This window comes from Pseudomonas serbica (genome assembly GCF_028823535.1).
Lineage (GTDB): Bacteria > Pseudomonadota > Gammaproteobacteria > Pseudomonadales > Pseudomonadaceae > Aquipseudomonas > Aquipseudomonas serbica.
Map to the genome: position 1 here is coordinate 117,820 of NZ_JAQIYM010000010.1, position 26,360 is coordinate 144,179.

The window sequence follows — 26,360 nt, forward strand, 5'->3', positions numbered from 1 at the left end:
AAGCGTAGTCAGCTTTCCTGAGGCTTGTTCGAGCCCCTGTCGTTACTTGATGTAAAGCTGGGTCGACATCGTGTTGCCCGGTGCGTTGATCGAAGTGTTGCTGAAGGTGAACGTACCCTCCTGCTTACCCGCCAGATTGAAAATGTACAGGTTGCCGACGACCTTGGTCCTTTGCGCGCAATCGGTCAGGTTGCCGTTCTCATAAGCGCACACCGGCGTGCGGGTGCCGTCCACTTCGAAGCCATCGAGCGTGACATGGGGCTGGCTGCGGCCGTAGCCCACTTCCAGCACATAGATCCTGATGTTCGGGCCCGCGTGGTCGCAGCGGGTCTGAGCCTGTCCTTCCGCAATCGTCTCAAAACCACAGCCTGGCGATTCGACCTTGAGCACTTTTACCTGGGTCAATGGGGGGGCCGATGCCGCTGAAGCGGATTGTGCCGCCAGCGCCAACGCCATCAAGACACCGGACATGATCGTCAGCCACTTTTTCATCCAAATTGCCACCGCAAAAAACCAGCGCGCAGTATGGCTGGTTTGGACTGAACACAAAACATCGACGACGATCACCGCCATAAGCAGCCATAACCCCACGCTGCTGGTATGATGCGCGGCTTTTTCCGGCCCACAGTAATTTCCCAGGCGCGTTCAGCGGTCTGTGCTTTGCTGTTGAGGTCGATACATTCACGGCGCCGGGCGCGCCACGGGGAGCAGACATGCTGGAAAGGCTGTTTCAACTCAAGGCACACAACACCAACGTGCGGACCGAGATTCTGGCGGGCGTCACGACTTTCTTGGCCATGGCCTACATTCTGTTCGTCAACCCGAGCATCCTCGGCGAGACCGGCATGGACAAGGGCGCGGTGTTCGTCGCCACCTGCCTGGCGGCGGCCATCGGCTCAACCACCATGGGCCTGATCGCCAACTACCCGATCGCGCTTGCGCCGGGCATGGGCCTGAACGCCTTCTTCACCTACACCGTGGTCCTGCACATGGGCCATACCTGGCAAGTGGCGCTGGGTGCGGTATTCATCTCGGCGGTGTGTTTCTTCCTGCTGTCGATCTTCCGCATCCGGGAATGGATCATCAACAGTATTCCGCTGCCGCTGCGCTCGGCGATTGCCGCCGGTATCGGTCTGTTCCTGGCGCTGATCGCCCTGCACAACGCCGGTATCGTGGTCAGCAACCCGGCGACCATGGTCGGCCTCGGTGACCTCAAGCAACCGGCACCGATCCTCGCCACCCTCGGTTTTGCCCTGATCGTCGCCCTGGAAGCCCTCGCCGTGCGTGGTGCGGTGCTGATCGGCATTCTGGTGGTGACCATCGCTTCCATCGTCATGGGCTTCACCCCGTTCGGTGGCGTGGTGTCGATGCCACCATCGCTGGCCCCGACCTTCCTGCAACTGGACATCAAGGGCGCACTGGACATCGGTCTGGTCAGCGTGATCTTCGCTTTCCTGTTCGTCGACCTGTTCGACAATTCCGGCACCCTGATCGGCGTCGCCAAGCGCGCCGGCTTGATGGGCAAGGACGGTCACATGCCAAAAATGGGCCGTGCGCTGATCGCCGACAGTACCGCCGCAATGGCCGGCTCCCTGTTGGGCACCTCGACCACGACCAGCTACATCGAATCCGCCGCAGGCGTGAGTGCGGGCGGCCGTACCGGCCTGACCGCTGTCGTCGTGGCGATCCTGTTCCTGTTGGCGCTGTTCTTCTCGCCGCTGGCCGCCAGTGTTCCCGCGTTCGCCACGGCCCCGGCACTGCTGTTCGTCGCCGTGCTGATGACATCCGGCCTGGCCGAAATAGACTGGGACGACATCACCGTCGCCGCACCGGTGGTAATCACCGCGCTGGCCATGCCGTTCACTTATTCCATCGCCAATGGCATCGCCTTCGGTTTCATTGCCTGGACCGCCATCAAGCTGATGTCCGGTCGTGGCCGTGAGCTGAACCCGGCGCTGGTGATCCTGTCGATTCTGTTCGTGATCAAGCTCGGTTGGTTCAACGCATGACTTTTGATTCCCAGGCCTACACCGTCCAGCTCGAAGACAAGGTCACGCGCCTGCGCGACCTGCTGGCGCCGTTCGACGCACCCGAGCCGGTGGTCTTCGACTCGCCGCTGCAGAACTTCCGCCTGCGTGCCGAATTCCGCCTGTGGCGCGAAGCCGGTGAGCGCCACTACGCGATGTTTTCCCAGGAAGACAAACGCACGCCGATCCTGATCGAAGAATTCCCGATCGCCAGCCTGCGCATCAATCAGTTGATGCCGCAGCTCAAGGCCGCCTGGCAAGCCAGTGCGCCCCTGAGTCACAAGCTGTTCCAGGTGGAGTTCCTGACCACCCTGGCCGGCGATGCGATGATCACCTTGTGTTATCACCGCCCGCTGGACGAGCATTGGCATGCAGCGGCGAGCAAACTGGCGGCCGACCTGAACGTCAGCATCATCGGCCGCTCCAAGGGCAAGCGCGAAGTCATCGGTCACGATTATGTGGTCGAGAAACTGGAAGTTGGCGGCCGCACGTTCAGCTATCGCCAGCCTGAAGGCGCATTCACCCAGCCTAACGGCACCGTGAACCAGAAGATGCTCAACTGGGCATACGATGCGCTTGGTGATCGCTCCGACGATTTGCTGGAGTTGTACTGCGGCAACGGCAACTTCACCCTGCCGCTTGCGACCCGCGTGCGCAAAGTGCTGGCCACCGAAATCAGCAAGACCTCGGTTAACGCGGCTTTGAGCAACCTCAGCGAAAACGCCGTGGATAACGTCACGCTGGTGCGCTTGTCCGCCGAAGAACTGACCGAAGCCTTGAACGAAGTGCGCCCGTTCCGTCGCCTGCAGGGCATCGACCTGAAAAGCTACGAATTCGGCAGCGTCTTCGTCGACCCGCCCCGCGCCGGCATGGACCCGGATACCTGCGAGTTGACCCGCCGCTTCGACAACATCCTCTACATTTCCTGCAACCCGCAAACCCTGGCGGCCAACATTGCCCAGCTGCACGACACCCACCACATCACCCAATGCGCGATGTTCGACCAGTTCCCGTGGACGCATCACATGGAATCCGGGGTGTTGTTGACCCGCCGGTGATTGCAGAGGGCACAAACAAATCAGCCGTCATCACGACGGCTTTTTTGTGGGCGTTGGCAGCGCTGCCGAGCCGTCGCAAGGACGGCTGTCTTGCAAGGAGGCCTGCCGCATGCCGGCGGCCAAAGGCAGGCTGCTTCCCCGCTCGCTCGAAAAGTAAGGCTGACGGTATCTGTGTGCGGGCATTTGATAAATACTGACTTACAGACTTCATTTGATCCCCGGTGTAATCAATCATGCAGCGACAATTCGACGATCTTCAACTGGGCAGTATCGAACTGTTTTGCCTGGCCGCCGAAGCCGGCAGCTTCACTGCCGCCGCGCTGGTGGCGGGCGTCACTCCAGCCGCGGTGAGCCGCTCGGTGTCGCGCATGGAAGAACGTCTCGGCGTGCGCCTGTTTGCGCGCACCACCCGCAGCGTCAAGCTGACCGACAGCGGTCGGCGCTATTACGAAGAATGCCGCCAGGCACTGGCGCAATTGGTGGAAGCCCAGCGCGAGGTCATGGGCCAGCAACAGGTGCCTTCAGGAACCCTGCGCATCAGCATTCCCACCACTTATGCCCATCACCGCATCCTGCCGTTGCTGCCGGCCTTTCGCGCGCGTTTTCCGGCGGTTAAGGTCGAGTCGCATATCAGTAACCGCAACATCGATTTCGTCGGTGAAGGTTATGACATGGCCATCCGCGTGCGCGCCATTCCGGATTCCGGCCTGATCGCCCGGCAACTGGAAGACGCTGCGCTGGTAATGGTTGCCAGCCCCGACTACCTCAAGCGGGCCGGCACACCTCAGACCCTCGACGACCTGCAACAGCACGAATGCATTCAGTACGAACTGCCCAGCAGTGGCCGCCGCATTGCCTGGTTGTTCAACGACAATGGCGTGCAGTGCGAAATTCTCGCCGAGGGCAATTTCAGCTGCTCCGACGACGTATTGGGTGGCGTGACCCTGGCGAAACACGGTGCAGGGTTGTTCCAGACCTATCGATTCATCGTCGAGAAGGAACTGGCCGAAGGCTCGCTGGTGGAAGTGCTCAAGCCTTATGGGGGACGCTCGCGACCGTTCACTCTTCTCTATCCGCAAAGTCGTCACATGCCCCTGCGATTGCGGGCGTTTATCGACTTCCTGGTGGAGCAGTTGCCGCGCTGAAACGAAACCGTCCGATCACCGCACACAAACGGACCGTAAGCGGGCGGCACAATTGACCAAATTAACTATCCGGTACATTTTATCTCCACAGGCTGAAACCTCGGCCAACGCCAAAAATAATAAGTGGAGAAACCTTGATGCCCCCTATCATTCTGGTGCTCAACGGCCCGAATCTGAACCTGCTTGGCACCCGTGAACCGGCGACCTACGGCCACGAAACCCTGGCTGATATTTCCGCCATGTGCGGTCGTGCCGGTGAAGAGTTCGGCCTGGCGGTGGAGTTTCGCCAGACCAACCATGAAGGCGAACTGCTCGACTGGATCCATGCAGCCCGCGGCCGCTGTGCCGGGATCGTGATCAACCCGGCCGCCTGGACGCACACCTCGGTGGCAATCCGCGATGCGCTGGTCGCCAGCGAACTGCCGGTGATCGAAGTACACCTGTCCAACGTCCATGCCCGTGAAGCGTTTCGGCATCACTCCTTCGTCTCGGCCATTGCCACTGCGGTGATGGCGGGCTTTGGCAGCCATGGCTATCGCCTGGCACTGGAACATTTCGGTCAACGTCTGAAGGGGTGCGCGTGATGAGCAAGAATCAAACGGTACTGGCCGGCCTGATCGGCGCCGGCATCCAGGCTTCACGCACGCCTGCCCTGCACGAGCATGAAGGCGATGCCCAGGATTTGCGTTATCTGTATCGCCTGATCGATCTCGATCAACTGCAACTCGACAGCAACGCCCTGCCCGAACTGCTGCTGGCAGCCGAGCGAATGAACTTCACCGGCCTCAACATCACCTTTCCGTGCAAGCAGGCGATCATCCCGCTGCTCGACGAATTGTCGCCAGAAGCCCGCGGCATTGGCGCGGTCAACACCGTGGTGCTGAAGGACGGCAAACGCATCGGCCACAACACCGATTGCCTGGGATTTGCCGAGGGCTTTCGACGTGGTTTGCAGGGCGTTGCCGTTGAGCGCGTGGTGCAAATGGGTGCCGGTGGCGCCGGTGCGGCGGTGGCTCACGCGTTATTGAGCGAAGGCGTACGGCAACTGAGCATTTTCGATGTGGAAATCAGCCGCGCCCAGAGCCTGGCGGACAATCTCAATCAACATTTCGGCAGTCACCGCGCGGTGGCCGGCCTCGATCTGGCATTGACCCTGGCCGAGGCGGATGGCCTGGTCAATACCACGCCCATGGGCATGAAAAAACTGCCCGGCATGCCGGTGCCGGTCGAGTTGCTTCGAGCCGAGCTGTGGGTGGCGGAGATCGTTTACTTCCCGCTGGAAACCGAACTGCTGCGCAATGCCCGCGCGCTGGGATGCCGGACGCTCGATGGCGGCAACATGGCGGTGTTCCAGGCGGTGAAGGCGTTCGAATTGTTCAGCGGCGTGGTGCCGGATGCCAAGCGAATGCTTGAGCACTTCCAAAGCATGAATACTTGATGCGACTTATTGGAGCCGGCCGGCTGGCTGGCTCCTACAAAGGCAATTCACACAGCTGGATTATGCCTGCAGGTATCGCAAGACCGACTCGCAAATCATCTCCCGATGACGCTGCTTGATGCTTTCATCCGGCAAGTCGATCTGAAAGATTTCGCCGAAGGTGTGGCGGTTCGACACGCGATAGAAGCAGAACGAACTGATCAGCAAATGCACATCCAGCGGGTCAAGGCCGGTACGGAACAAACCTTGCTCGGCACCGCGACGCAGGATCTCGCCCAGTGAATCGAGAATGGTGTTGTTCATGGCCTTGATCGCATCGGAGCGTTTCACGTATTCGGCGTTGTGAATGTTCTCGATGCTGACGATGCGCACGAAATCGACGTTGCGGTCATGGTGATCGAAGGTGAACTCCACCAGCCGCCGAATCGCCTCGACGGGCGGCAGTTCAGCCAGGTGCAGCCGGTTTTCGGTATTGCGGATATCGCCGTAGAGCTTCTCCAGCACCTCGACGTAGAGCTGTTCCTTACTGCCGAAGTAGTAATAGATCATGCGCTTGGACGTGTGGATGCGCTCGGCGATGGCATCGACGCGAGCCCCGGAAAGCCCTTGCTGAACGAACTCGACAATTGCCTCCTGCAGGATGTTCTCGCGGGTTTTTTCCGGATTGTTCTTGCGACTCTTGCGCGGTTCGGCAGCCGGTTGATCGGGTGCTGCTGCGGAGAGTTCTGAAGTCATTGTCATTGCGGGCTCACGGCCATCACTGCACAGGTGGGCGATTATGAGCCGCGCCGCACAGTGAAGGAAGCCGTGCGGCAGCGGTTTGTCAGCGTAGTTACGATTTTCCTACAACTTTGCCTGACGCACGGCACCGCTGCGGGATTTGGCCATGGCTGCCAGGCGCACCGCCACGTTGGCCGCACCGTAACCGGCATATCCATTCTTGCGCTGAATGATTTCGAAGAAGAACCGCCCCTCGAACGGTTCGGTGTACACATGGAACAGCTCACCACCCTGGGCATCACGGTCGTACAGCACGTTGTAATAAGCCAGTTCGCTGAGAAACTCGTCGTCGAAATCGAAGCGTGCTGCCAGGTCATCGTAGTAGTTGAGCGGAATATCCAGCAACGGGACGCCCGCCGCCTTGGCGCGACTGACTTCGGCAAAGATATCGTCGCAATCGAACGCGATGTGGTGCACGCCGGAGCCGCGATAACTCGACAAGGCGTGTGAGATCGCGGTGTTGCGATTCTCGGAAATATTCAGCGGCAGGCGGATCGAACTGTCACGGCTGCGCAGTGCACGGCTCTTCACCAAACCATAGGGATCAGGCAGGACCACTTCGTCATCGGCCTCGAAGTCCAGCAGGCTCTTGTAGAACAACACCCAACTGTCGAGGCTGTCGGCGGGCAGCGCCATGGCCATGTGGTCGATGCGCTTGAGGCCGCCACCGGTCACTGCGGCTGGCTGCAGGTTGAAGTCGGTACCGTAGACATCGGCATCCTCGTCAACGAGGTAAATCAGGCTGCCATCCGGCGCGCGCACGGCGGCCAGTTCCAGTTCATTGGGGCCAACCAATCCGCGATACGGCTGGCCTTTGTAGGCCACGGCCCGGGCCAGCGCACTGGCACTGTCCTTGACTCGCACGGCCGTGGCGCAAAGGGATGGACCGTGCGCCTCGAAGAAACTGTGGCCGAACGAGTACGGTTCGGAGTTGAGGATCAGGTTGATATCGCCCTGGCGCAGCAGGCTGACGCTCTTGGAGCGATGCTGCCCGGCCTTGACGAAACCCAGCCGCTCCAGCCAATGGGAGAGCTTGGCGCCGAGGCTTTCGTCCACGGCGAATTCGAGAAACTCGATGCCGTTGTATTCGCTGGCCTTCGGCGTCTCGAACAGAATCTCGGGGTTGGCCGTTGGCTTGGCTTCCTGGGCCAGGCGCTCGCGGGTTTTCTCTTCCAGGTACAGCAACGAGCGCAGACCGTCAGCAGCGTTGGCCCGTGGCGGTGCGGCGCGGAAACCGTCGTTGAAGATTTCCAGCGACAGCGGCCCGGTGTAGCCACTCTTGATGATCGGCGCGAGGAAGCCCGGCAAATCGAATTCGCCCTGGCCCGGGAAGCAGCGGAAATGCCGGCTCCACTCCAGCACGTCCATGGCCAGGATCGGTGCATCGGCCATTTGCACGAAGAAAATCTTGTCGCCGGGAATCTCGGCGATGGCGCTCGGGTCACCCTTGAGCGACAAGGTGTGGAAACTGTCGAGCAGTACGCCGAGGCTCGGATGATCGGCCTGGCGGACAATGTTCCACACCTGCTGCCAGGTATTGACGTGACGACCCCAGGCCAGCGCTTCGTAACCGATACGCAGGCCTCGCGCGCCGGCGCGTTCGGCCAGCAGGCGCAAATCGTCGACCAGAATCTGTTCATCACCGATGGAGTCGGCCGAGGCGTTGCTGCACACCAGCACCAGGTCGGTGCCGAGCTCCTGCATCAGGTCGAACTTGCGCTCGGCCCGCTCCAGATTGCGCGACAGACGGTCACGGCGGCAGCCTTCGAAGTCGCGGAATGGTTGAAACAGCGTAATGGCGATCCCGAGATCGGCGCACATCTGTTTAATTTCTCGCGGGCTGCCGTCGTAGTAGAGAAGGTCGTTCTCGAAGATCTCCACGCCGTCGAAACCGGCGGCGGCAATGGCTTCGAGTTTTTCCGGCAGGGTACCGCTCAAGGACACGGTGGCAATGGAACGCTGCATATTTCGACTCCCGGTGGTGGAGGCAATCTTGTTAGGACATCGCACGCTTGTTGCAGGGCCCGGCTGCCAGCGATGGCGATCTCGCGGACGCCATCGCCGGCAAGCCGGGCCTCTACAGGGATTGCGTTTAGCTTTGATTGAATTATTGGCCTGGTGATTCCTCACGGCAATTCAAAGTGTACTATCCAGTTAGTTTTTCGTGCGATTATCGAACAGAATGGCTGTTAGCGAATTGACGATTTTTCGTCCACTGCGCAACATCAACACCACATTGGGTCCGGTCATTAATCATCGGTTCCAGTTAACAAGACCCTGAACACCACATAAAAATTTCAAAAAACGGGTATACGCTCATGCGCTCCTTCAACGCCTTGCTCGATTACACCACTGTCATTACGCCTTGCCTGGCGTCCATCCGAACCCCGCGCACCCCTGGCACCCACGTGCCGCTTGCTGAATAGCTCGTCAGCCGACGAACACAGCCGATCAGTCCAACCGCGCCCGTCGCCCTCGATTGATCACGCGCCCTTGAAGCCTCGACGAGCTTCGCTTGTCAGTCATTGAACGGATGGCCCACATGAATCCTACACATAGCTCACGCATGGCTCCGGCCATGAGCGCTGCCACTGGCGGCATCGGCGACAAGATCCGCGGCGCCATGGCTGTCGGCAAAACCCGTTGGGGCATGCTGGCGCTGGTGTTTTTCGCCACCACCCTGAACTACATCGACCGCGCCGCCCTCGGCGTCATGCAGCCCATCCTGGCCAAGGAAATGAGCTGGACGGCGATGGACTACGCCAACATCAACTTCTGGTTCCAGGTCGGCTACGCCATCGGTTTCGTGCTGCAAGGCCGCCTGATCGACCGGGTCGGCGTCAAGCGCGTGTTCTTCTGCGCCGTTCTGCTCTGGAGCCTGGCGACCGGCGCCCACGGCCTGGCCACGTCGGCGGTCGGCTTCATGGTCTGCCGCTTCATTCTCGGCCTGACCGAGGCCGCCAACTACCCGGCCTGTGTGAAAACCACCCGCCTGTGGTTCCCGGCCGGCGAGCGTGCCGTGGCCACCGGTATCTTCAACGCCGGGACCAACGTCGGCGCGATGTTCACGCCGATGCTGCTGCCGCTGATTCTCCATGTGTGGGGCTGGCAGGCGGCGTTCCTGTGTATGGCGGCACTGGGCGGGATCTGGTTGGTGTTCTGGGGCCTGAAATACTTCAACCCGGAAGATCACCCACGCGTCAAACAGTCGGAACTGGACTACATCCAGAACGAAGTTGAGCCGGAACAAGCCCGCGTACCCTTCTCGAAAATCCTGCGCATGCGCGGCACCTGGGCCTTCGCCCTCGCCTACTCGATCACAGCGCCGGTGTTCTGGTTCTACCTGTACTGGCTGCCTCCGTTCCTCAATCAGCAGTACAACCTGGGCATCAACGTGACCCAGATGGGTATCCCGCTGATCATCATCTACCTCACCGCCGACTTCGGCAGTGTCGGTGGCGGGATCCTGTCCTCGTTCCTGATTGGCCGCGGCGTCAACCCGATCAAGGCGCGCCTGATGTCCATGTTCCTGTTCGCCTGCTGCATCATCGGCGTGATCATGGCAGCCGGCTCCAGCAACCTGTGGGTCGCGGTGGCCGCCATTTCCCTGGCCATTGGTGCACACCAGGCCTGGACCGCGAACATCTGGAGCCTGGTGATGGACTACACGCCCAAGTACATGATGAGTACGGTATTCGGCTTCGGCGGCATGTGTGCGGCGATCGGCGGGATGTTCATGACCCAGTTGGTCGGCCACATCCTGACCGTTACCAATAACAACTACACCGTGCTGTTCACCCTGATCCCGGCGATGTACTTCATCGCGCTGATCTGGATGTACTTCATGGCACCGCGCAAGATTCCGAAAGTAGAAGACTGATGTTCCCTCGGCGCAGGTCCGGTTTACGGGCCTGCGCTTTTTTGTGCCTGCGTTTTATGAATCCGTGAATGTTCGCTCATTGCCAAGGAGGTCCCACCAAGTCGCCAGCTCACCTGAGCATCGCCGCCGATGCAGGCCTTGAGCGCCGATGCCGGCACGTCCCTGCAACAGGTGCAAACCCTGGCCGAGCAATCCCGGGAAATCGGCAAGGTGCTGGACGTGATTCGCCATCGCCGAGCTGACCAACCTGCTGGCGCTCAATGCCGCGATCGACCCGGGAAATTGAACAGATGATCGGCCGCGTCCAAGGCGATACCGAGAGTGTGGTGCTGGCGATGCATGTCAACAGTCAGCGCGTCGCCCAAACCCTGTCGATTGCCGAACAGCCCGGGATTGCACTGGCAAAACCTGGTGCTGCGTGTCAGGTTCTGAGTGACTTCAGCGCCGGCTTTGTTGCCATGCCGCCGCCAGGCCACTGCAGCAAATCACGGCGATCCCGACGACGGTGGTCAGGGTCGGCGTGTGGGAAAACAGCAACCAGCCCAGTAGACCCGCAAACACAATCTGGCAATAACTGAAAGGCGCCAGCAAGGCTGGCGCCGCATGGCGGAAGGCCTGGGTCAGAAACAGGTGCGCCGTCATCCCGCAGGCGCCCAGCGCCAGCATCATTGCGCCATGCAGCAAGGTCGGCACCTGCCAGAAGAATGGCACCAGCGCACTCATGACCAGGGTGTTGCACAGCCCGGCGAAGAAGTTGCTGGTGGTCGGGCTGTCGATCTCACTGAGCTTGCGGGTCAGCAGTTGGTAGAAGCAGAAAAACAACGCCGAGCACAGCGGCAGCAACACCGCCGGGGTGAACAAATCCCCCCCGGGGTGAACGATGATCAGCACCCCGATAAAACCGCAAATCACCGCCAGCCATTGGCCACGGGTGACTTTCTCCCCCAGCAACGGTACCGACAGCGCGGTTACCAGCACCGGCGCCAGGAAGTTCACCGACGTCGCCTCCGCCAGCGGGATGTACATCAGACCCGTGGTGAAAAACAGGCTGGTGCCCAGCAGGCACAAGGCGCGAATCAGTTGCAGCAACGGCCGCTTGGTACGCAGCACCCGCAGCCCGGACTGCGGCAGGAATATCCCGGCCATGAGCAGGGTGTGCACCACATAGCGCGCCCAGACCACCATGACAATCGGATAGAACCCGGAAAGGTACTTCGACAGGGCGTCATGGCTGGAAAACAGGAAGGTTGCGACAACGATCAGCAGGATCCCTTTGAAGGGCTGATTGACGCCGGAAAGCGGAGTGCTGACGGTCATGGGGTTCCTTTCTCATAGTCAAAAGCCTTGCGGGACCTATGTCAGCCGCGCCAGCAATTCACGGGTTTTGCTCAATGCCATCTGCGCCCGATCCAGCCCACTCACGCCCTGCTCCAGCAGTTGCACGGTGGGAATCTCCAGGCTCAATGGAATGTTAGCCGGCAAACATTGCAACAGCCCCGGCAGATCACAATCACCATCGCCGGGAAAACGCCGCTCATTACGCGCCTGCCGCAAGATCTCTGCCATGTCTGCAGGCCTGGCCCCCGCCACGTCGCACAACTGCGCATACCGTAACCGCGAGGGGTCGACCCTGGCCAGATCTTCCAGCCGCGAGCCGGAGCGATCGAAGTGAAAAGCGTCGACCAGCACCGCCGCGTTTGCACGCTCGGCCCGTTCAACGATGCGCACCGCTTGCTGCAGATCGCGTGCGTCGGTCCAGGGCATGAACTCCAGGTGCGGGTGTAGCCCGTATGGCGCCGCCAGATCACACAGCCTGGCGAAGTTTTCCGTCAGCCGCTGCTCGTCAGGATCGTTGCCGGCCACCAGCAATTCACTGGCACCGAACTCGGCTCCCACTGCCAGCACGTGCTCGAATTCGGCAACCACGGTGTCCGGTTTCAGCCGCAGGATTTCAACATCCAGGACACGTATGCCGGTATCACGCAGGCGCTCCAGGGTCTGGCGCCGCAAATCGGCATCCGCCACCAGCGCGAAATGGTGCTCCTGCGGCGTCGCTGGTATCAGGCGCAAACCGACATGACTGTAACCGGCCCGCGCAGCGACCTCGACCATGTCCGGCGGTGACAATTCCAGCACTGTCAGACTGGCCAGGGAAAAGATTCGTTCACTCATGCTCAATCCTCGATCAAGGCCGGTGCGCAGGCGCGACCGGTTTCAGCGGCCTGGCGAATCGCCTCGACCAGCGCCAGGGTGCGCGCTGCATCGGCGGCGCTCACCAGCGGTTCGACCTCACCGCGCGCAACGCGCACGAAGTGCTGCAACTGCAAGCGCAGCGCGGGTTCGTCACTGAAAGGTTCGTTGGTCACCGCCAGCGGTTGATGCCATCCGCCGTCCGCTTGCGTGTAGTGCCAGTGCTTGAGCTGCGGGATGCTGAGCGCCCCGGCGGTTCCCGCCAGCAAATAGCACGGTTGGTCGGCCTGGCGTGGATACACCGGGTTCTCCCCGGAACCCAGTTCCCAACTCCAGGGTGCCGCCACCGCATCGGACCCGGTCAGACTGCCCAGCGCACCATTGTCGAATTGCAGCAACACGGCCGCGCAATCCTCGTTGGCAAACCCGCGCACGGCATTGCTGGTGATGGCCTGCACCTGGCGGACTTCACCGCACAGATGACGGAGCAGGTCGAGGTCGTGGATCAGGTTGGTCAACAACATGCCCGCACCGGGCTCGCGGCGCCAGGCCGTTTCGAAATAACTATCGGGTTTGCGCAGCTGCCAGAGCGCAGTGACGGTGCTCAACCGGCCCAACGCGCCGCTGTGGACCCGCTCATGGGCGCGGGCGATCAAAGGGTTGTGGCGTCGATGATGACCGACCAACACCGCGACGCCGCTCGACTTCGAGGCAGCCACCAGCTCACGGGCCTCATCCAGGTGCACACCCACCGGCTTTTCCAGCAACACAGGCACACCGGCAGCCAGGCAATCGAGCGCAGTGCTGACATGCAGCGCATTGGGGTTGGCGATAATGACGGCCTCTGGCTTCGCCTGATCCAGCATCTGACGATGATCGGCGAAATATCCCACGCCCCATTCCTTGGCGAGGCTCGGCGCTTGCGGACCGGGGTCGGCCACAGCGCACAAGGTCGCTTCAGTCAGGGTTTTCAGATGCTGGTAGTGCTGCTGGCCCATGATGCCAGCACCGATCAGGGCTATACGCAGTGGTGAACTCAAGGTGCGGTCCTCTTGTGGTTATTGTTGGAAGGTGAATTTCAACAATTTAGAACCTGGTTCCAGATTCTTACACAGACGCGCATTGAAAGTGTTCGAACAGCGCACAGCTTTAGCAAGCTCACCACCAACTGATAGGTGGGAGCGGGCTTGCTCGCGAAAGCGGTGTGTCATGCAATTTCGATGTCGACTTACACGCCCTCTTCGCGCGCAAGCCCACTCCCACATGGGATTTAGGAGAATAACTCCGACGCCAGACTCGCCGCCGACAACTCATCGGTAAACGCCAACAGTAACGGCGCCAGTTCATGCAACCGCGCCCCCGGCATCCGCGCACTCGGCCCGGCGATGCTGAGCACGCCGATCACCCGGCCATCACCGGGATGGCGCACCACCGCAGCAATCGCCGAGGTGCCCACCGCCGAACTTTCCTCGACACAGGCATAGCCCTGCTCCCGCGCCAGGCGCAGGCGTTCCAGCAGTTCAATATTGGACCTCGGGGCATTCGGGCCCAGCTCCAATGGCCGGTCCGCCGCCTGGCGTTCCACTAGCGACAAGGCTTCGGCATCGCTCATGCTGGCCAGCCAGGCATGCCCCGAGGCGGTGTAGAACAGCGGCGCATCACGGCCCATGTCCGGGTCGTAACGCAGGCCGGAACGAGCTCCCTGGGACTTGGCGATCCAGGTCTGGCGCTCGCCTTCAATGACCCCCAGGCGCACCAGTTCGCCGGTTTCCTGCGCCAGCCGGTCGAGCACCGGCTGCACGATATCGGCACCGCTGCTCGACAGATAACGGAAACCCATCGCCACCAGGCGGGTCGACAAGTGATAACGCAAGTTCTCCGGATTCTGCCGCACATAGCCGAGCCGGATCAGCTCTGCAAGCAGGCGGTGGGTGGCACTCTTGGGGATGCCCAATTGCTCCGCCAGCACCTGCATCGGCAGGCCACGAGGGTCGCTGGTGAGGCTTTCAAGCACACTGAAAACACGTTCGATCTGACTGCCGGCCATGGGGGTATCCACGCAAAATTTGCTCGATTCTAGAAGACAACCTGAGTAATGCGAAATCTGGAACTGATCGTCCGATAATCGCCCGTTTTGATCGGTATCGTCTTGCCGGCTCATGCCAGGACTCTTATATTTTCTGGAATCAGATTCCAAAAAACCAATACCGGAGTTCACACATGCCTGCCCAAGCCCTTCCCGACATCGACTGCGATGTACTGATCGTCGGCTCCGGTGCGGCCGGGCTGGCATCCGCCGTGACAGCGGCATGGCATGGCCTGAAGGTGATAGTGGTGGAAAAAGACCCGGTGTTGGGCGGCGCCACCGCCTGGTCCGGTGGCTGGGCATGGGTACCGTGCAATCCCCTGGCCCGGCGGGCCGGCATCGTCGAAGACGTTGAACAACCACGCACTTACTTGAAACACGAATTGGGTGATCGGTATGACCCGGCGATGATCGATGCCTTCCTTGAGGCCGCTCCTCGCATGGTGGCGTTCTTCGAACAACACACCTCGCTGCAATTCGCCGACGGCAACGCAATTGCCGACATTCATGGCGACACGCCGGGCGCCGGTACGGGTGGGCGTTCAGTGATCGCCGCCCCCTATGACGCACGCAACGTGGGCAGGTTGCTCAAGCGCTTGCGCAAAACCATGCGCGAAACAGCCTTCATGGGCATGCCGATCATGGCGGGCGCCGACCTCACCGCGTTTCTCAACCTGACCCGCTCGTGGTCGGCAGCCTGGCACGTTACAAAACGCTTTACTCGCCATTTGCTCGACCTCGCCGTGCATGGTCGGGCGATGCAACTGGTCAACGGCGTGGCGCTGGTGGCACGCCTGGCGAAATCCGCCGACGATCTTGGCGTGTTGTTGTGGGAGTCGGCACCGGTCACTGAGTTGCTGCGCGAGAACAATCAGGTAAAGGGCGCGGTCGTTCACACCGCCAAAGGTTCGATTCGCATCAAGGCTCGCAGGGCGGTGGTGCTCGCGGCCGGCGGCTTCGCCAATGACATCGAACGACGCAAGGCCCTGTTCCCGCGCACACCGACCGGACACGAACACCTGGCACTTCCGCCCCTGGGCGTGTCCGGCGATGGTCTGCGGCTGGGCGAGAGTGTCGGGGCCCGAGTCGACACCAACCAGGCATCGCCTGTCGCCTGGGCGCCCGTTTCACGCGTGCCCTACCAGGATGGCAGCAGCGGCCACTTCCCGCACATCATCGAACGCGGCAAGCCGGGGATCATCGGCGTGCTGAGTAACGGCCAGCGCTTCGTCAACGAAGCCAACGGGTACTACGACTATGTGACGGCCATGGTCGCCAGCGCCCCGCCCGACGAAGAAGTGGCCTCCTGGCTGATCTGCAGCCATGGCTTTCAGCGACGATATGGCCTGGGTATTTCCCGGCCGTTTCCGGTACCGCTGTCATCCTTTATCCGCAGTGGTTACCTGAAAACCGGCAAGACCCTGGAGGAATTGGCACAGGCCTGCGGTATCGACCCTAACGGCTTGCGCACCACCGTGGCGGACTACAACCGACACGCTCGCAACGGCCAGGATCCTCAGTTCGGCCGTGGTTCAACGCCCTACAACCGCAAACAGGGTGATGCTCTCCACCAGCCCAATCCTTGCGTCGCACCGATTGAGCAGGGGCCGTTCTATGCCGTGAAAGTCGAACCGGGCTGTTTTGGCACCTTCGCCGGGCTCAAGGTCAATCACCATGCCCAGGTCCTCGACGACTCAGGGCAGGCCATCAGTGGCCTGTACGCGGCGGGAGGCGACATGGCCAGCATCATGGGCGGCCACTACCCCGCCGGCGGCATCAACCTTGGGCCGGCGCTGACGTTCGGCTACATCGCCGCACGCCATATCGCCGGCGTCACCGCTTATGAAAAGGAGATCGACCATGCAGCACATCGTTAATGCCCAGGGCTTGAACATGCCCAAGCTCGGCCTCGGCACCTGGCCAATGCTCGGTGAAGCATGCACCCGAGCCGTGGAACAAGCCTTGGCGCTGGGTTATCGACACATCGATACCGCGGCGGCCTACAACAACGAGGACGCTGTAGGTCAGGCACTGGCGAACAGTCATACACCCCGTGAACAGATCCATGTCACCAGCAAAGTCTGGTGGGACCAGCTGCAACCCGACGCCATGCGCTATTCCATGGACCGCAGCCTCAAGGCTTTGCACAGTGATTACATCGACCTCTTCATGATCCATTGGCCCAGCACCGATTGGGACTTGCCAAGGACGATCGAAACCCTGGTGTCATTCAAGGAACAGGGGTTGGCGCGCAACATCGGCGTGGCGAATTTTCCGTTGCCCCTGCTGCGTAAAGTCGTCGAGGAACTGGGCGCACCACTGTCAGCCATTCAGGTCGAGTACCACGTGCTGCTCGGACAAAATGCGCTGCTGGACTACGCCCGTCGGCACGACCTGGCACTGACGGCTTATTCGCCGCTGGCACGCAACAAGGTCTCGGACATTCCGGTTATCCAGCAAATCGCCGTCAAGCATGGGGTATTGCCGACCCAGGTCGCACTCAAATGGCTGCTGGATCAACCGAACGTGGCCGCCATCCCCAAAGCCAGCAGCGAGGCCAACCAACTGGCCAACCTGGCAGCGTTCACTGTCAACCTGGATGATCAGGATCGGGCGCTGATTGCGGGCTTGTCCAAACGCGAGCGTCAAGTCAGTCCGGACTTTGCGCCCGTGTGGGACGCGTTCGATCGTTAACCGCGAAAAGGCCACTTTTCATGTACGACACCTGTCGCAATGACTGTGGCTTACCAAACCTTACACATTTCACCCACACGCCTTTGCCAGTGCGGTTATTCATAGACCCGGCGCTACACGCCCCATCAATCTATGAGAGACCGTCAACATGCAATGGACCAAGGCAAGACGCAGCAAAAACGTGAACGACACACGTGAGGGCAAGGACGCCCGCATGCTTACGGGGACAACACTGGCTGCCGGAATGGCCGCCGTCGCCCTGGCCAGTGCGGGACTTTATTCAACACTGGACACACCAACAGACGTCACTCCGATCGCCCCCTCGTACACCTTGAACCGTCCCCTTCCTCACCCATCGGTCGAGCCGCAGGAAGATCTGCAACTGATGTTTGTGCAGTCGGTGCTGGGCGACACCGAAGACACATGGCAGCAATTGTTTTCGCAAATGGGCCGACACTATCCGCAACCCACCCTGACGCTGTTCGACAACGGCGTCGTCTCGGGCTGTGGTTTCGCCAGTTCCAGCAGCGGCCCGTTCTATTGCCCGAGCAATCAGCAGGTGTATCTCGACCTCGAGTTTTTCAGCAAACTGGAACAGCAGTTTGCAGTGGTCGGTGACTTCGCGCGGGCCTACATCATTGCTCACGAAATCGGACATCATGTGCAGCTGGAACTGGGGCTTTCCGAATCCTTCGAAAAAGCCTTGCTCGAGCGCCAACCCGTCAGCGGCGACGGTGGACTGGAGGTTCGCGCAGAGTTGCAGGCCGATTGCCTGGCCGGCGTCTGGGCGCACCATGCGCAACAACGCCTGGACTGGCTGGAGCCGGGTGATATTGATGCCGCCCTGCATGCCGCGGCAATGTTTGGTGACGACCATCTGCAAAGTTCGCGAAATGCCCAGGTTCGACCAGAGACCTTCAGCCACGGCACTTCCCGCCAGCGCGTGAACTGGTTCAAGACAGGATTTGCCACAGGTCTGCCGGAGTCCTGTGACACCTTCACCGCCGAGTCCCTGTGATACCCGCCCGTCAATGAGGCCTCCAATCTCGCGGCCTGGATAGAACCGCCGTCGCTCCCGGCTGTCTGACGACCGGACTGGCGCCGCTCCTACTCAGCAGCAACACTCATCGCACGGTTCTTTACCCGCAACATCAGAGGATTCCCACATGCTATGGAAAAAAGGCCGACGCAGCGACAACGTGGTCGATGCCCGTGGCGATGATGTCGGCGGCGGTGGCGGCGGGATGCGTTTTGGTGGCGGCAAGGGCCTGAGCCTGACGGCGATCCTGCTGATCGTAGGCATCGGCTGGATCACCGGCCAGGATCCGCTGCAGATTCTCGGACAATTGACCGGGCAGATGGGTGAACAATCGGCGCCGACCACGACCCAAACGCGCAAGGCGCCACCGGCCAATGATGAAGGGGCCGAGTTCGTCCGCTCGATTCTCGGCGATACCGAGGATACCTGGCGCCAGATTTTCCAGCAGGCGGACCGGCAATATAAGGATCCGACCCTGGTGCTGTTCAGCAACCGGGTCAATTCGGCCTGCGGACTGGCCACCTCGGCGACCGGTCCCTTCTATTGCCCCGCAGACCAGAAGGTTTACCTGGACATGGGCTTCTTCCAGGAAATGTCCCAACGCTTTGCTGCCGCGGGCGATTTCGCCCAGGCCTACGTGATCGCTCACGAAGTCGGACACCATGTACAAACCTTGCTCGGTGTTTCGGCGAAGATCCAGGCTGCCCGCCAGCAGGGCCGGCAGATGGAAGGCGATGGCGGCTTGCTGGTGCGCCAGGAGTTGCAAGCCGACTGCCTGGCCGGGGTCTGGGCCAACAATGCGCAGAAGCGTCTGAACTGGCTGGAACCCGGCGATATTGAAGAAGCGCTAAACGCGGCGAACGCCATTGGCGACGATCGCTTGCAGCAACAAGGCCAGGGCCGTGTGGTGCCTGACTCGTTTACCCATGGTACGTCAGCGCAACGAGTGCGCTGGTTCAAAACCGGATTCGCCCAGGGCCAGGTTGGCCAGTGCGATACCTTTGCGGCGAAAAATCTGTAGATGAAGAAGTGGTGGTTAGTCGTACTGTTCACATGCGCAACGTCCCAGGCCGCCGAGCATGGGGTCAAGGAACTCAGTCCCGGGCGCCTGCTGTTGAAATCCGGAGAAATCGCGGTGGGCATCAGTCGGGCCCCGGCCAAAATCGAACGGGTATTGATCATCGTCCATGGTCGCTTGCGCAATGCACAAACCTATCTGCAGAGCGGCGAGCACGCCGTCGAACTGGCTGGGCAAGGCGCTACGACCCTGGTGATTGCCCCGCAGTTCCTCAATGAAACCGACGTTGCACAGCACCAGGTGGCAGACACCGTCCTGCGCTGGCAGGGCAATGAGTGGATGGCCGGCGGTGAATCCACAGCACCCTTTCGTATGAGTTCCTACGATGCGCTGGACGAAATCATCGCCCGCCTGGGCGATCGCCAGCAGTTTCCGGATGTGAAGCAAATCATCATCGCCGGTCACTCGGGAGGCGCTCAAGTGGTTCAGCGCTACGCCTTGCTGGGCAAGGATCAGACGGCCCTGGAAGCCGCCGGCGTGCAGCTGCGCTATGTGATCGCCAACCCCTCGTCCTACACCTACTTTGATGAGCGTCGGCCAGTGGCTTTCAGTCATGCCGGTTGTCCACAATTCAACCGCTGGAAGTACGGGCTGACAGACTTGCCGGCCTACGCGGAAGGACAGACTGCCGCGCTGCTGCAGGAAAAGTACCTCAAGCGCGACATCGTTTATCTGCTGGGGCAGCAGGACGTGGATCCGAACCATCCGGCACTGGATAAAACCTGTGAGGCAAAGGCTCAGGGGCCGAATCGATTGGCCCGTGGGCGCTATTACTTCGCTTATCTGAAGCGGCTGCAACCCCAAGGGTTGCAGCAGCAACTGATTGAAGTACCCGGAGTCGGGCACAACGGGGAAGGGATGTTTACATCGCCCCAGGGGCAGCAGGCATTGTTTCCGTAACGAAGGGCGCTCAAGCCGACAGCATCTGCCGCAACTCGACACAATCCGCCGCATGCCAATCGGTCAACTCCGGCCACGGATTATCCGGCAGGTTGACCAACACCGTCCGGGCTCCCGCCGCGCGACCGCAATCCAGGTCAAAACGGTAATCACCGACCATCACCATCTCGCTGGCCGACACCTTCCAGGCTTCGGCCAGCTTGAGCAAGCCGCCAGGATGCGGCTTGGGTGGAGCCTCATCGCGCCCCAGCACATCCTCCACCGCGAAGCAGTCGGCCAGGCCGATAGCTTCCAGCGTGACATGCGCCAGTTCGCGGGCATTGCGCGTGAGAATGCCCAGGCGATAACCACGACCAGCCAATTCACGCACCAGTTCCACCGCTCCCGGTGCCGGTTTCGAGCCCAGCGCCAGATCGCGCTCGTGTTCGAGCAGCCAGGCATGTTTGGCGTTCGCTTCTTCGGCCGGCAGTGCCGCCAGATGCGTCAGGATGTCGTCTTCAGGCGGGATCGCCAACGCTACACGGATCGCCGCGAAATCATGCACAGCCACCGTCAGGGTGCCGTCCATGTCGAACACCCAATGGCGTACGTCCGCCAGGCTCATGCCCAATCCTTGCGATAGCGAATCAGGCCTTCCTGAGTGACCGAGGCCACCAGTTGCCCGGCACGGTTGAACACGCTGCCGCGGGAGAAGCCGCGGGAATTGCCGGCCCATGGGCTGTCCATCGCATACAACAACCAGTCATCGGCGCGCAGGTCGGCGTGGAACCACAACGCGTGGTCAAGGCTGGCGACCTGCATGTCCTTGTGCCAGACCGATTTGCCGTGGGGCAGCATCGAGGTGGTCAGCAGACCGAAGTCCGAAGCATAGGCCAGCAGGTACTTGTGCAATGCCGGGGACTCGGCCAAGGCGCCGTCGGCGCGAAACCAGACGTATTTGACCGGATCGCTGGCTTTCGGGTTGTAGGGATCTTCCTCGGTAACCGGGCGAAATTCGATCGGTTTCGGGCACAGCAGTTTTTCACGCATGTGCTCGGGGATCAGGTGCGCGCGTTGCTGGGTCAGCTCCAGTTCCGATGGCAGGTTTTCCGGCCCGACCACTTGCGGCATTTCAGTCTGGTGCTGGAAACCTTCTTCGTCGTACTGGAACGAAGCGCTGCAGGTGAAGATCGGCTGGCCCTTCTGGATCGCCGTCACCCGACGCGTGCTGAAACTGCCGCCGTCGCGCACCCGGTCAACGGAATACACCACTGGCAACTTGGCATCGCCCGGACGCAAGAAATAGCCATGCATCGAATGCACATGACGCGCCTCTTCAACGGTCTGACTGGCCGCCGACAGGGACTGCCCGAGTACCTGGCCTCCGAACAGCTGACGAAAACCCAGGTCCTGGCTGCGGCCACGGAACAGGTTTTCTTCGATCGGCTCCAGGCTCAGCAGGTCGACCAGATCATCCAACACTTGGCTCATTCAGACTCTCCTCACACAACGCAATGCCGCGCAGTCCTGGCTGCGTCGGTCGATTCAGTTTCTGGCCAGTGCCAACATTGGGATCATTGTAAACGTCCATGCTCGGTTATCCATGCAAGGTTTGCAGCCATTGTTCACGACTGATGCGATACAGCACGTGGCGGCGCAGGGGATGATCGCGGGCCAGCCGCGGATGATCGAAGTCATCGGCGGGATCGTGATGCATGCCGATCGCCTGCATGACCTTCTGCGATGGCAGGTTGCTGACTGAGGTAAAGGACACGACTTCGCTCAGCACCAGGCGGTCAAATCCGCAGCGCAGAGCGGTCCAGGCCGCTTCGCTGGCATAACCCAGGCCCCAGTGCTCGCGCGCCAGGCGCCAGCCGATTTCAATGGCCGGGCTGAACGGCGCATCGAAACCGACTACGCCCAGACCGGTAAAACCGATGAACTGGCCGGTATCCTTGCGCTCCAGCGCCCAGAGGCCAAAGCCATGCTCGGCAAAGTGGTCGCGAACCCTGCCGATCAACGCTGCACTTTCGGATCGGCTCAAGGGCGCCGGAAAATAACGCATAACCTGCGGATCGGCGCACATCGCGGCAAATTCCGCCAAGTCCCCATCACGCCATTGCCGCAACAGCAACCGCGCGCTCGCCAGTTCCAGTATTGGCTCCATCATCCCCCTCCCCCATTTCCATGCTGCCAGTCTACAACGCTGGTAGGATCCTTCACTCATTCCGAAACGAAAACCCCATGCCGCTGCCGCTGATCTACCACGAAGACTACAGTCCCGAGTTCCCGGCGGATCACCGCTTCCCCATGGACAAGTTTCGCCTGCTGCGCGATCACCTGGTGGACAGCGGCCTGACTCGCGATGCCGACCTGCTGCGCCCGCAGTTGTGCCCGCCGCAGATTCTTGCCCTCGCCCATGACCCTTCGTATATCGAACGCTACATGAGTGGCGATTTGTCCCGCGAGGACCAGCGACGCCTCGGCCTGCCCTGGAGCGAAGCCCTGGCCCGGCGCACGGTACGGGCGGTCGGCGGTTCGCTGCTGGCGGCGGAGCAGGCGCTGGAGCATGGCCTGGCCTGCCATCTGGCTGGCGGCACGCATCATGCGCATTACGATTTCCCCGCTGGTTTTTGCATCTTCAATGACCTGGCGGTGATCAGCCATTTCCTGCTGGAAAGTGGTCGGGTGAATCGGGTGCTGATCTTCGACTGCGATGTACATCAGGGCGACGGGACTGCACGTATCCTGCACAACACACCGGAAGCGGTGACCGTTTCCCTGCACTGTGAGAAAAACTTCCCTGCACGCAAAGCCGAAAGTGACTGGGACATCCCGCTCCCCAACGGCATGGGCGATGCCGATTACCTGAAAGTGGTAGACGATGCGCTCAACTATTTGTTGCCGCTCTATCAACCAGACCTGGTGCTGTATGACGCCGGTGTCGATGTGCACAAGGACGACGCACTCGGTTACCTGAAGCTGACAGACCAAGGCGTCGCCGCCCGCGATGAAGCCGTCATGCGCCATTGCCTGGGTCGGGATATTCCCGTTGTCGGCGTGATCGGCGGCGGCTACAGCAAGGACCGCCGGGCCCTCGCCCGCCGTCACGGCATCCTCCATCACAGCGCGCAACGGGTCTGGCAGTCATCAGGCTGTCACTGAGTTGTGGATGCTTTACCCACAATGCCTGTGGAACTGCCTGTGGATAACCTGCGGGCAAGGGACTGCAGGCCATGCGCCGTCTAGGCTACAGCGCGGCGGTTGTTTTTTGATCAGTGCTTGAATACAGCGCTCCACAGGGTTTGGACTGCTAGAATGCCCGCCCTCTTCCGCAGAACCGCAGCGCACGCCATGACCCAGCACTCCGCCTCTTCCCCTTCTACTGTCGCCATCATCGGCGGCGGCCCCGCCGGTCTGATGGCGGCTGAGGTATTGAGCCAGGCCGGGATCAAGGTCGACCTGTACGACGGCATGCCTTCGGTGGGGCGCAAATTCCTCCTGGCCGGCGTCGGCGGCATGAACATCACCCACTCCGAAGCCTACCCGGCATTCCTCTCGCGATACGCCGAAAGGGCCCCGCAGATTGCGCCGCTGTTGCGCGCCTTCGGTGCCGATGCGTTATGCCGGTGGATACATGAGCTGGGCATCGACACCTTTGTCGGCAGCTCCGGGCGGGTCTTTCCCACCGACATGAAGGCCGCGCCCCTGCTGCGCGCCTGGCTCAAGCGCCTGCGCGACAGTGGGGTAGTTATCCACACCCGTCATCGATGGATCGGTTGGGACGGTCACGGCGGTTTGCGCATCGACAGCCCCGACGGCGAAAAAACCGTTCACGCCGATGCCACCCTGCTGGCCCTCGGCGGCGGCAGTTGGTCGCGCCTGGGTTCGGATGGCGCATGGATGCTGCCACTGGAGAACAAAGGTGTAGGACTGGCGCCGCTGCAACCGAGCAATTGCGGCTTCGAGGTGCAGACCTGGAGCGACTTGATGATCAGCAAGTTCGCCGGCGCGCCGCTGAAAAACATCGCCATCGGCCTCAATGACGACGTGCCGAGGCTCGGTGAATGTGTGATTACCGCCACGGGGATTGAAGGCAGCTTGATCTACGCCTTGTCGGCACCGATCCGTGAAGCGATCAACCAGCACGGCTCGGCGACCATTCATCTGGACCTTCTGCCGGGCCGACCTGTGGATAAAGTCCAGGCTGCATTGAGCAAGCCGCGCGGCTCACGCTCAATGGCTAAACATCTGCACAGCCAGTTAGGTATCGATGGGGTGAAAGCGGCGCTATTGCGCGAGCTGACATCTGCCGACACCTTTACCGACATGGCATTGCTGGCCAAGGCGATCAAGGCGTTGCCGATGACACTGGTGAAAACCCGTCCGCTGGACGAAGCCATCAGCAGCGCGGGCGGTGTGTTGTTCGAGGCGATGGATGAGCGATTGATGCTCAAGCAGATGCCCGGGGTTTTCTGCGCGGGCGAGATGCTGGATTGGGAGGCGCCGACGGGCGGCTATCTGCTGACCGCGTGTTTCGCCAGTGGGCGGGCGGCGGGGTTAGGAATTGTTGAGTGGTTGCAGCGTAAGCGCTGAAGAGCGAGGCGCGCCCTTCGCGAGCAAGCCCGCTCCCACAGGGGATTTGTGAACAACACAGATCCAGTGTGGGAGCGGGCTTGCTCGCGAAGGCGGTTTAACAGACGCCGCCGTTAATCAAGGTTTGCGCTTACGCGGCCCAGTGTTGAACACCGGCACCTTGCGCACAGGCTTGATCGAAGGCTCCGCCGGCGCCACTTCCCCGCTGTCCACCCACTTGCCCAGGTTGCGTTTACCACCGCCACCACCCGACGCCTTGGGTTTCTTCGGTTTCTTCGGCTTCTTGATCACCTGGCCACTGGCATCGGTGTCCGGCACGCGGTGCTCAGGTTCGAAGTCCGGCTCGTTCTGACGCTTGAGCGTCTGGCGGGTCAACATCTCGATGGCTGACAGCAGATTCACTTCATCGGCGCACACCAGGGAAATCGCCTCGCCGGTCGCGCCCGCACGCCCGGTACGACCGATGCGGTGGATGTAATCCTCGGCCACGATCGGCAAATCGAAGTTGACCACCAATGGCAGGTCTTCAATGTCCAGGCCCCGGGCCGCGACGTCGGTGGCAACCAGGATCTGCACTTCGCTGAGTTTGAAGCGGTCCAGCGCACGCTGACGGGTCGCCTGGGGCTTGTCGCCATGGATGCCATCGGCGTTGATGCCAAGGCCCTGGAGTTTTTCCACCAGCGCATCCACGCCATTGCGGGTCTTGGCGAACACCAGCACTTGCTTCCACTTGCCCTTGCGCATCAAGTGCACGAACAGCTCCGGCTTGCGCTTCTTGTCCACGGTCACGATCCATTGCTTGACCGTATTGGCGGCGACGTTGCGCGGGCTGACTTCGATGCTCAGCGGGTCATTGAGCATCTGCCCGGCCAGCAGGCGGATGTCGTCGGAGAAGGTGGCAGAGAACAGCAGCGTCTGGCGCTTCTTTGGCAAGGCTTTGTAGATATTCGCCAGTTCCTCGGAGAAACCCAGGTCGAGCATGCGATCGGCTTCGTCCAGTACCAGGGTTTGCAGTTGATTGAACTTCAGGGCGTTCTGGCGGAACAGGTCGAGCAAGCGGCCCGGGGTCGCCACCAATAGGTCGACGCCGCTGCGCAGCTTCATCATTTGCGGGTTGATGCTGACGCCACCGTACACCGCGTAGGTGCGCAGTGGCAGGTTTTCGGCATATTGGCGCACCGCTTCGTGAACCTGCTCGGCCAGCTCCCGGGTCGGCACCAGAATCAGCGCACGCACCGAGTTGGCGGCGACTTTCGGCCCTTCCATGGCCAGCAACTGCAGGAGCGGCAGGGCGAAACCGGCGGTCTTGCCGGTGCCGGTCTGGGCAGCGGCCATCAGGTCGCGACCGGCCAGCACTGCCGGAATGGCTTGCGCCTGAACCGGCGTCGGAGTCTGGTAGCCGAGCGTCTCGAGGGAGCGCAGCAAGGGTTCGATCAGGCCAAGGGTGGCGAAAGTCATGGGAATACCGTA

Annotated in this window: 24 protein-coding genes and 1 pseudogene; 14 read left to right on the forward strand and 11 right to left on the reverse strand. The window is 61.1% G+C overall.

The genetic code is table 11. The features are described from left to right. Positions 1 to 42: 42 nt before the first annotated feature. A complete protein-coding gene (locus tag NQL71_RS17845) occupies positions 43 to 492 on the reverse strand; it encodes a DUF4879 domain-containing protein (RefSeq protein ID WP_248687022.1) in 450 nt (149 codons plus the stop codon). A 221-nt stretch (positions 493 to 713) separates the two neighbouring features. On the opposite strand from NQL71_RS17845, the gene NQL71_RS17850 reads away from it, so the two are divergent. The 5 genes from NQL71_RS17850 (at position 714) to NQL71_RS17870 (ending at position 5,668) form a co-directional block, all read left to right on the forward strand. Beyond that, positions 714 to 2,009 carry an NCS2 family permease gene (locus NQL71_RS17850; RefSeq protein ID WP_046815752.1) on the forward strand — a complete coding sequence of 432 codons (1,296 nt, stop codon included), beginning with the start codon at positions 714 to 716 and terminating at the stop codon, positions 2,007 to 2,009. Then, the gene (trmA, locus tag NQL71_RS17855) at positions 2,006 to 3,085 is read left to right on the forward strand and encodes a tRNA (uridine(54)-C5)-methyltransferase TrmA (RefSeq protein ID WP_077185834.1); all 1,080 of its coding nucleotides are present in this window, start codon (positions 2,006 to 2,008) and stop codon (positions 3,083 to 3,085) included. Before NQL71_RS17850 ends, trmA begins: the two co-directional genes overlap by 4 nt. Positions 3,086 to 3,318: 233 nt before the next feature. Continuing rightward, a complete protein-coding gene (locus tag NQL71_RS17860) occupies positions 3,319 to 4,230 on the forward strand; it encodes a LysR family transcriptional regulator (protein WP_077185833.1) in 912 nt (303 codons plus the stop codon). A gap of 137 nt (positions 4,231 to 4,367) precedes the next feature. Then, entirely contained in the window at positions 4,368 to 4,814 is a 447-nt protein-coding gene (gene aroQ / locus NQL71_RS17865) for a type II 3-dehydroquinate dehydratase (RefSeq protein ID WP_046815755.1), read from the forward strand. Beyond that, positions 4,814 to 5,668, forward strand: a complete 855-nt coding sequence (locus tag NQL71_RS17870; RefSeq protein ID WP_046815756.1) for a shikimate dehydrogenase — start codon at positions 4,814 to 4,816, stop codon at positions 5,666 to 5,668. The genes aroQ and NQL71_RS17870 overlap by 1 nt, the downstream gene beginning before the upstream one ends. Before the next feature lie 60 nt (positions 5,669 to 5,728). Here NQL71_RS17870 and NQL71_RS17875 read toward each other — a convergent pair whose 3' ends face one another. Then, positions 5,729 to 6,409 carry a TetR/AcrR family transcriptional regulator gene (locus NQL71_RS17875; protein WP_046815757.1) on the reverse strand — a complete coding sequence of 227 codons (681 nt, stop codon included), beginning with the start codon at positions 6,407 to 6,409 and terminating at the stop codon, positions 5,729 to 5,731. 102 nt (positions 6,410 to 6,511) lie between these two features. Beyond that, positions 6,512 to 8,413: a 3-dehydroshikimate dehydratase QuiC gene (gene quiC, locus NQL71_RS17880; RefSeq protein ID WP_046815758.1), complete on the reverse strand. Its 1,902-nt coding sequence runs from the start codon at positions 8,411 to 8,413 to the stop codon at positions 6,512 to 6,514. Between the two features lie 577 nt (positions 8,414 to 8,990). On the opposite strand from quiC, the gene NQL71_RS17885 reads away from it, so the two are divergent. Further along, complete coding sequence (locus NQL71_RS17885) at positions 8,991 to 10,328, forward strand: MFS transporter (RefSeq protein WP_046815759.1); 1,338 nt, start codon at positions 8,991 to 8,993, stop codon at positions 10,326 to 10,328. Positions 10,329 to 10,520: 192 nt separating this feature from the next. Next, positions 10,521 to 10,602: pseudogene (locus NQL71_RS36840) on the forward strand (hypothetical protein); the annotation flags it as partial. Positions 10,603 to 10,766: 164 nt separating this feature from the next. Here the strand turns inward: NQL71_RS36840 and NQL71_RS17895 are convergent. The 4 genes from NQL71_RS17895 to NQL71_RS17910 all read right to left on the reverse strand — a co-directional run bounded on the left by NQL71_RS17895 (position 10,767) and on the right by NQL71_RS17910 (position 14,565). After that, positions 10,767 to 11,645 carry a DMT family transporter gene (locus NQL71_RS17895; RefSeq protein WP_046815761.1) on the reverse strand — a complete coding sequence of 293 codons (879 nt, stop codon included), beginning with the start codon at positions 11,643 to 11,645 and terminating at the stop codon, positions 10,767 to 10,769. A 36-nt stretch (positions 11,646 to 11,681) separates the two neighbouring features. Continuing rightward, entirely contained in the window at positions 11,682 to 12,500 is an 819-nt protein-coding gene (locus NQL71_RS17900) for a sugar phosphate isomerase/epimerase family protein (RefSeq protein ID WP_046815762.1), read from the reverse strand. A 2-nt stretch (positions 12,501 to 12,502) separates the two neighbouring features. Next, positions 12,503 to 13,558 carry a Gfo/Idh/MocA family protein gene (locus NQL71_RS17905; protein WP_046815763.1) on the reverse strand — a complete coding sequence of 352 codons (1,056 nt, stop codon included), beginning with the start codon at positions 13,556 to 13,558 and terminating at the stop codon, positions 12,503 to 12,505. 230 nt (positions 13,559 to 13,788) lie between these two features. Further along, positions 13,789 to 14,565, reverse strand: coding sequence for an IclR family transcriptional regulator (locus NQL71_RS17910; protein ID WP_046815764.1), 777 nt, complete (start codon positions 14,563 to 14,565; stop codon positions 13,789 to 13,791). A 173-nt stretch (positions 14,566 to 14,738) separates the two neighbouring features. Here NQL71_RS17910 and NQL71_RS17915 point away from each other — a divergent pair, with 173 nt between their 5' ends. From NQL71_RS17915 to NQL71_RS17935, 5 genes are all read left to right on the forward strand, one after another. Then, positions 14,739 to 16,481, forward strand: coding sequence for an FAD-dependent oxidoreductase (locus NQL71_RS17915; protein WP_274643070.1), 1,743 nt, complete (start codon positions 14,739 to 14,741; stop codon positions 16,479 to 16,481). Next, complete coding sequence (locus NQL71_RS17920) at positions 16,465 to 17,298, forward strand: aldo/keto reductase (protein WP_274643071.1); 834 nt, start codon at positions 16,465 to 16,467, stop codon at positions 17,296 to 17,298. The genes NQL71_RS17915 and NQL71_RS17920 overlap by 17 nt, the downstream gene beginning before the upstream one ends. A 148-nt stretch (positions 17,299 to 17,446) precedes the next feature. Next, a complete protein-coding gene (gene ypfJ / locus NQL71_RS17925) occupies positions 17,447 to 18,316 on the forward strand; it encodes a KPN_02809 family neutral zinc metallopeptidase (protein ID WP_274643072.1) in 870 nt (289 codons plus the stop codon). Positions 18,317 to 18,464: 148 nt separating this feature from the next. After that, on the forward strand, positions 18,465 to 19,358 hold the full coding sequence (ypfJ, locus tag NQL71_RS17930; protein WP_046815768.1) for a KPN_02809 family neutral zinc metallopeptidase: 894 nt from the start codon (positions 18,465 to 18,467) through the stop codon (positions 19,356 to 19,358). Then, positions 19,359 to 20,315: an alpha/beta fold hydrolase gene (locus tag NQL71_RS17935; RefSeq protein WP_248687003.1), complete on the forward strand. Its 957-nt coding sequence runs from the start codon at positions 19,359 to 19,361 to the stop codon at positions 20,313 to 20,315. It begins immediately after the preceding gene. Between the two features lie 10 nt (positions 20,316 to 20,325). Here NQL71_RS17935 and NQL71_RS17940 read toward each other — a convergent pair whose 3' ends face one another. From NQL71_RS17940 to NQL71_RS17950, 3 genes are all read right to left on the reverse strand, one after another. Next, positions 20,326 to 20,919 (reverse strand): HAD family hydrolase, encoded by a 594-nt coding sequence (locus NQL71_RS17940; protein WP_077185826.1) that lies wholly within the window; start codon positions 20,917 to 20,919, stop codon positions 20,326 to 20,328. Next, complete coding sequence (gene tesB / locus NQL71_RS17945; protein WP_046815771.1) at positions 20,916 to 21,785, reverse strand: acyl-CoA thioesterase II; 870 nt, start codon at positions 21,783 to 21,785, stop codon at positions 20,916 to 20,918. The genes NQL71_RS17940 and tesB overlap by 4 nt, the downstream gene beginning before the upstream one ends. 106 nt (positions 21,786 to 21,891) lie before the next feature. Beyond that, complete coding sequence (locus tag NQL71_RS17950; protein ID WP_274643097.1) at positions 21,892 to 22,461, reverse strand: GNAT family N-acetyltransferase; 570 nt, start codon at positions 22,459 to 22,461, stop codon at positions 21,892 to 21,894. Positions 22,462 to 22,538: 77 nt separating this feature from the next. On the opposite strand from NQL71_RS17950, the gene NQL71_RS17955 reads away from it, so the two are divergent. Continuing rightward, positions 22,539 to 23,459 carry a histone deacetylase family protein gene (locus NQL71_RS17955; protein ID WP_046815772.1) on the forward strand — a complete coding sequence of 307 codons (921 nt, stop codon included), beginning with the start codon at positions 22,539 to 22,541 and terminating at the stop codon, positions 23,457 to 23,459. 189 nt (positions 23,460 to 23,648) lie between these two features. Continuing rightward, complete coding sequence (locus tag NQL71_RS17960) at positions 23,649 to 24,890, forward strand: TIGR03862 family flavoprotein (protein WP_274643073.1); 1,242 nt, start codon at positions 23,649 to 23,651, stop codon at positions 24,888 to 24,890. 117 nt (positions 24,891 to 25,007) lie between these two features. Here NQL71_RS17960 and rhlE1 read toward each other — a convergent pair whose 3' ends face one another. Further along, the gene (gene rhlE1, locus NQL71_RS17965; protein WP_046815774.1) at positions 25,008 to 26,348 is read right to left on the reverse strand and encodes an RNA helicase RhlE1; all 1,341 of its coding nucleotides are present in this window, start codon (positions 26,346 to 26,348) and stop codon (positions 25,008 to 25,010) included. Positions 26,349 to 26,360 lie beyond the last annotated feature (12 nt).

What these genes read in the sequence shown, in the direction of transcription:
- NQL71_RS17845 (WP_248687022.1), bottom strand. Translation starts at nt 492, where the DNA reads ATGAAAAAGTGGCTGACGATCATGTCCGGTGTCTTGATGGCGTTGGCG.
- NQL71_RS17850 (WP_046815752.1), top strand. Translation starts at nt 714, where the DNA reads ATGCTGGAAAGGCTGTTTCAACTCAAGGCACACAACACCAACGTGCGG.
- trmA (WP_077185834.1), top strand. Translation starts at nt 2,006, where the DNA reads ATGACTTTTGATTCCCAGGCCTACACCGTCCAGCTCGAAGACAAGGTC.
- NQL71_RS17860 (WP_077185833.1), top strand. Translation starts at nt 3,319, where the DNA reads ATGCAGCGACAATTCGACGATCTTCAACTGGGCAGTATCGAACTGTTT.
- aroQ (WP_046815755.1), top strand. Translation starts at nt 4,368, where the DNA reads ATGCCCCCTATCATTCTGGTGCTCAACGGCCCGAATCTGAACCTGCTT.
- NQL71_RS17870 (WP_046815756.1), top strand. Translation starts at nt 4,814, where the DNA reads ATGAGCAAGAATCAAACGGTACTGGCCGGCCTGATCGGCGCCGGCATC.
- NQL71_RS17875 (WP_046815757.1), bottom strand. Translation starts at nt 6,409, where the DNA reads ATGACAATGACTTCAGAACTCTCCGCAGCAGCACCCGATCAACCGGCT.
- quiC (WP_046815758.1), bottom strand. Translation starts at nt 8,413, where the DNA reads ATGCAGCGTTCCATTGCCACCGTGTCCTTGAGCGGTACCCTGCCGGAA.
- NQL71_RS17885 (WP_046815759.1), top strand. Translation starts at nt 8,991, where the DNA reads ATGAATCCTACACATAGCTCACGCATGGCTCCGGCCATGAGCGCTGCC.
- NQL71_RS17895 (WP_046815761.1), bottom strand. Translation starts at nt 11,645, where the DNA reads ATGACCGTCAGCACTCCGCTTTCCGGCGTCAATCAGCCCTTCAAAGGG.
- NQL71_RS17900 (WP_046815762.1), bottom strand. Translation starts at nt 12,500, where the DNA reads ATGAGTGAACGAATCTTTTCCCTGGCCAGTCTGACAGTGCTGGAATTG.
- NQL71_RS17910 (WP_046815764.1), bottom strand. Translation starts at nt 14,565, where the DNA reads ATGGCCGGCAGTCAGATCGAACGTGTTTTCAGTGTGCTTGAAAGCCTC.
- NQL71_RS17915 (WP_274643070.1), top strand. Translation starts at nt 14,739, where the DNA reads ATGCCTGCCCAAGCCCTTCCCGACATCGACTGCGATGTACTGATCGTC.
- NQL71_RS17920 (WP_274643071.1), top strand. Translation starts at nt 16,465, where the DNA reads ATGCAGCACATCGTTAATGCCCAGGGCTTGAACATGCCCAAGCTCGGC.
- ypfJ (WP_274643072.1), top strand. Translation starts at nt 17,447, where the DNA reads ATGCAATGGACCAAGGCAAGACGCAGCAAAAACGTGAACGACACACGT.
- ypfJ (WP_046815768.1), top strand. Translation starts at nt 18,465, where the DNA reads ATGCTATGGAAAAAAGGCCGACGCAGCGACAACGTGGTCGATGCCCGT.
- NQL71_RS17935 (WP_248687003.1), top strand. Translation starts at nt 19,359, where the DNA reads ATGAAGAAGTGGTGGTTAGTCGTACTGTTCACATGCGCAACGTCCCAG.
- NQL71_RS17940 (WP_077185826.1), bottom strand. Translation starts at nt 20,919, where the DNA reads ATGAGCCTGGCGGACGTACGCCATTGGGTGTTCGACATGGACGGCACC.
- tesB (WP_046815771.1), bottom strand. Translation starts at nt 21,785, where the DNA reads ATGAGCCAAGTGTTGGATGATCTGGTCGACCTGCTGAGCCTGGAGCCG.
- NQL71_RS17950 (WP_274643097.1), bottom strand. Translation starts at nt 22,461, where the DNA reads ATGGAGCCAATACTGGAACTGGCGAGCGCGCGGTTGCTGTTGCGGCAA.
- NQL71_RS17955 (WP_046815772.1), top strand. Translation starts at nt 22,539, where the DNA reads ATGCCGCTGCCGCTGATCTACCACGAAGACTACAGTCCCGAGTTCCCG.
- NQL71_RS17960 (WP_274643073.1), top strand. Translation starts at nt 23,649, where the DNA reads ATGACCCAGCACTCCGCCTCTTCCCCTTCTACTGTCGCCATCATCGGC.
- rhlE1 (WP_046815774.1), bottom strand. Translation starts at nt 26,348, where the DNA reads ATGACTTTCGCCACCCTTGGCCTGATCGAACCCTTGCTGCGCTCCCTC.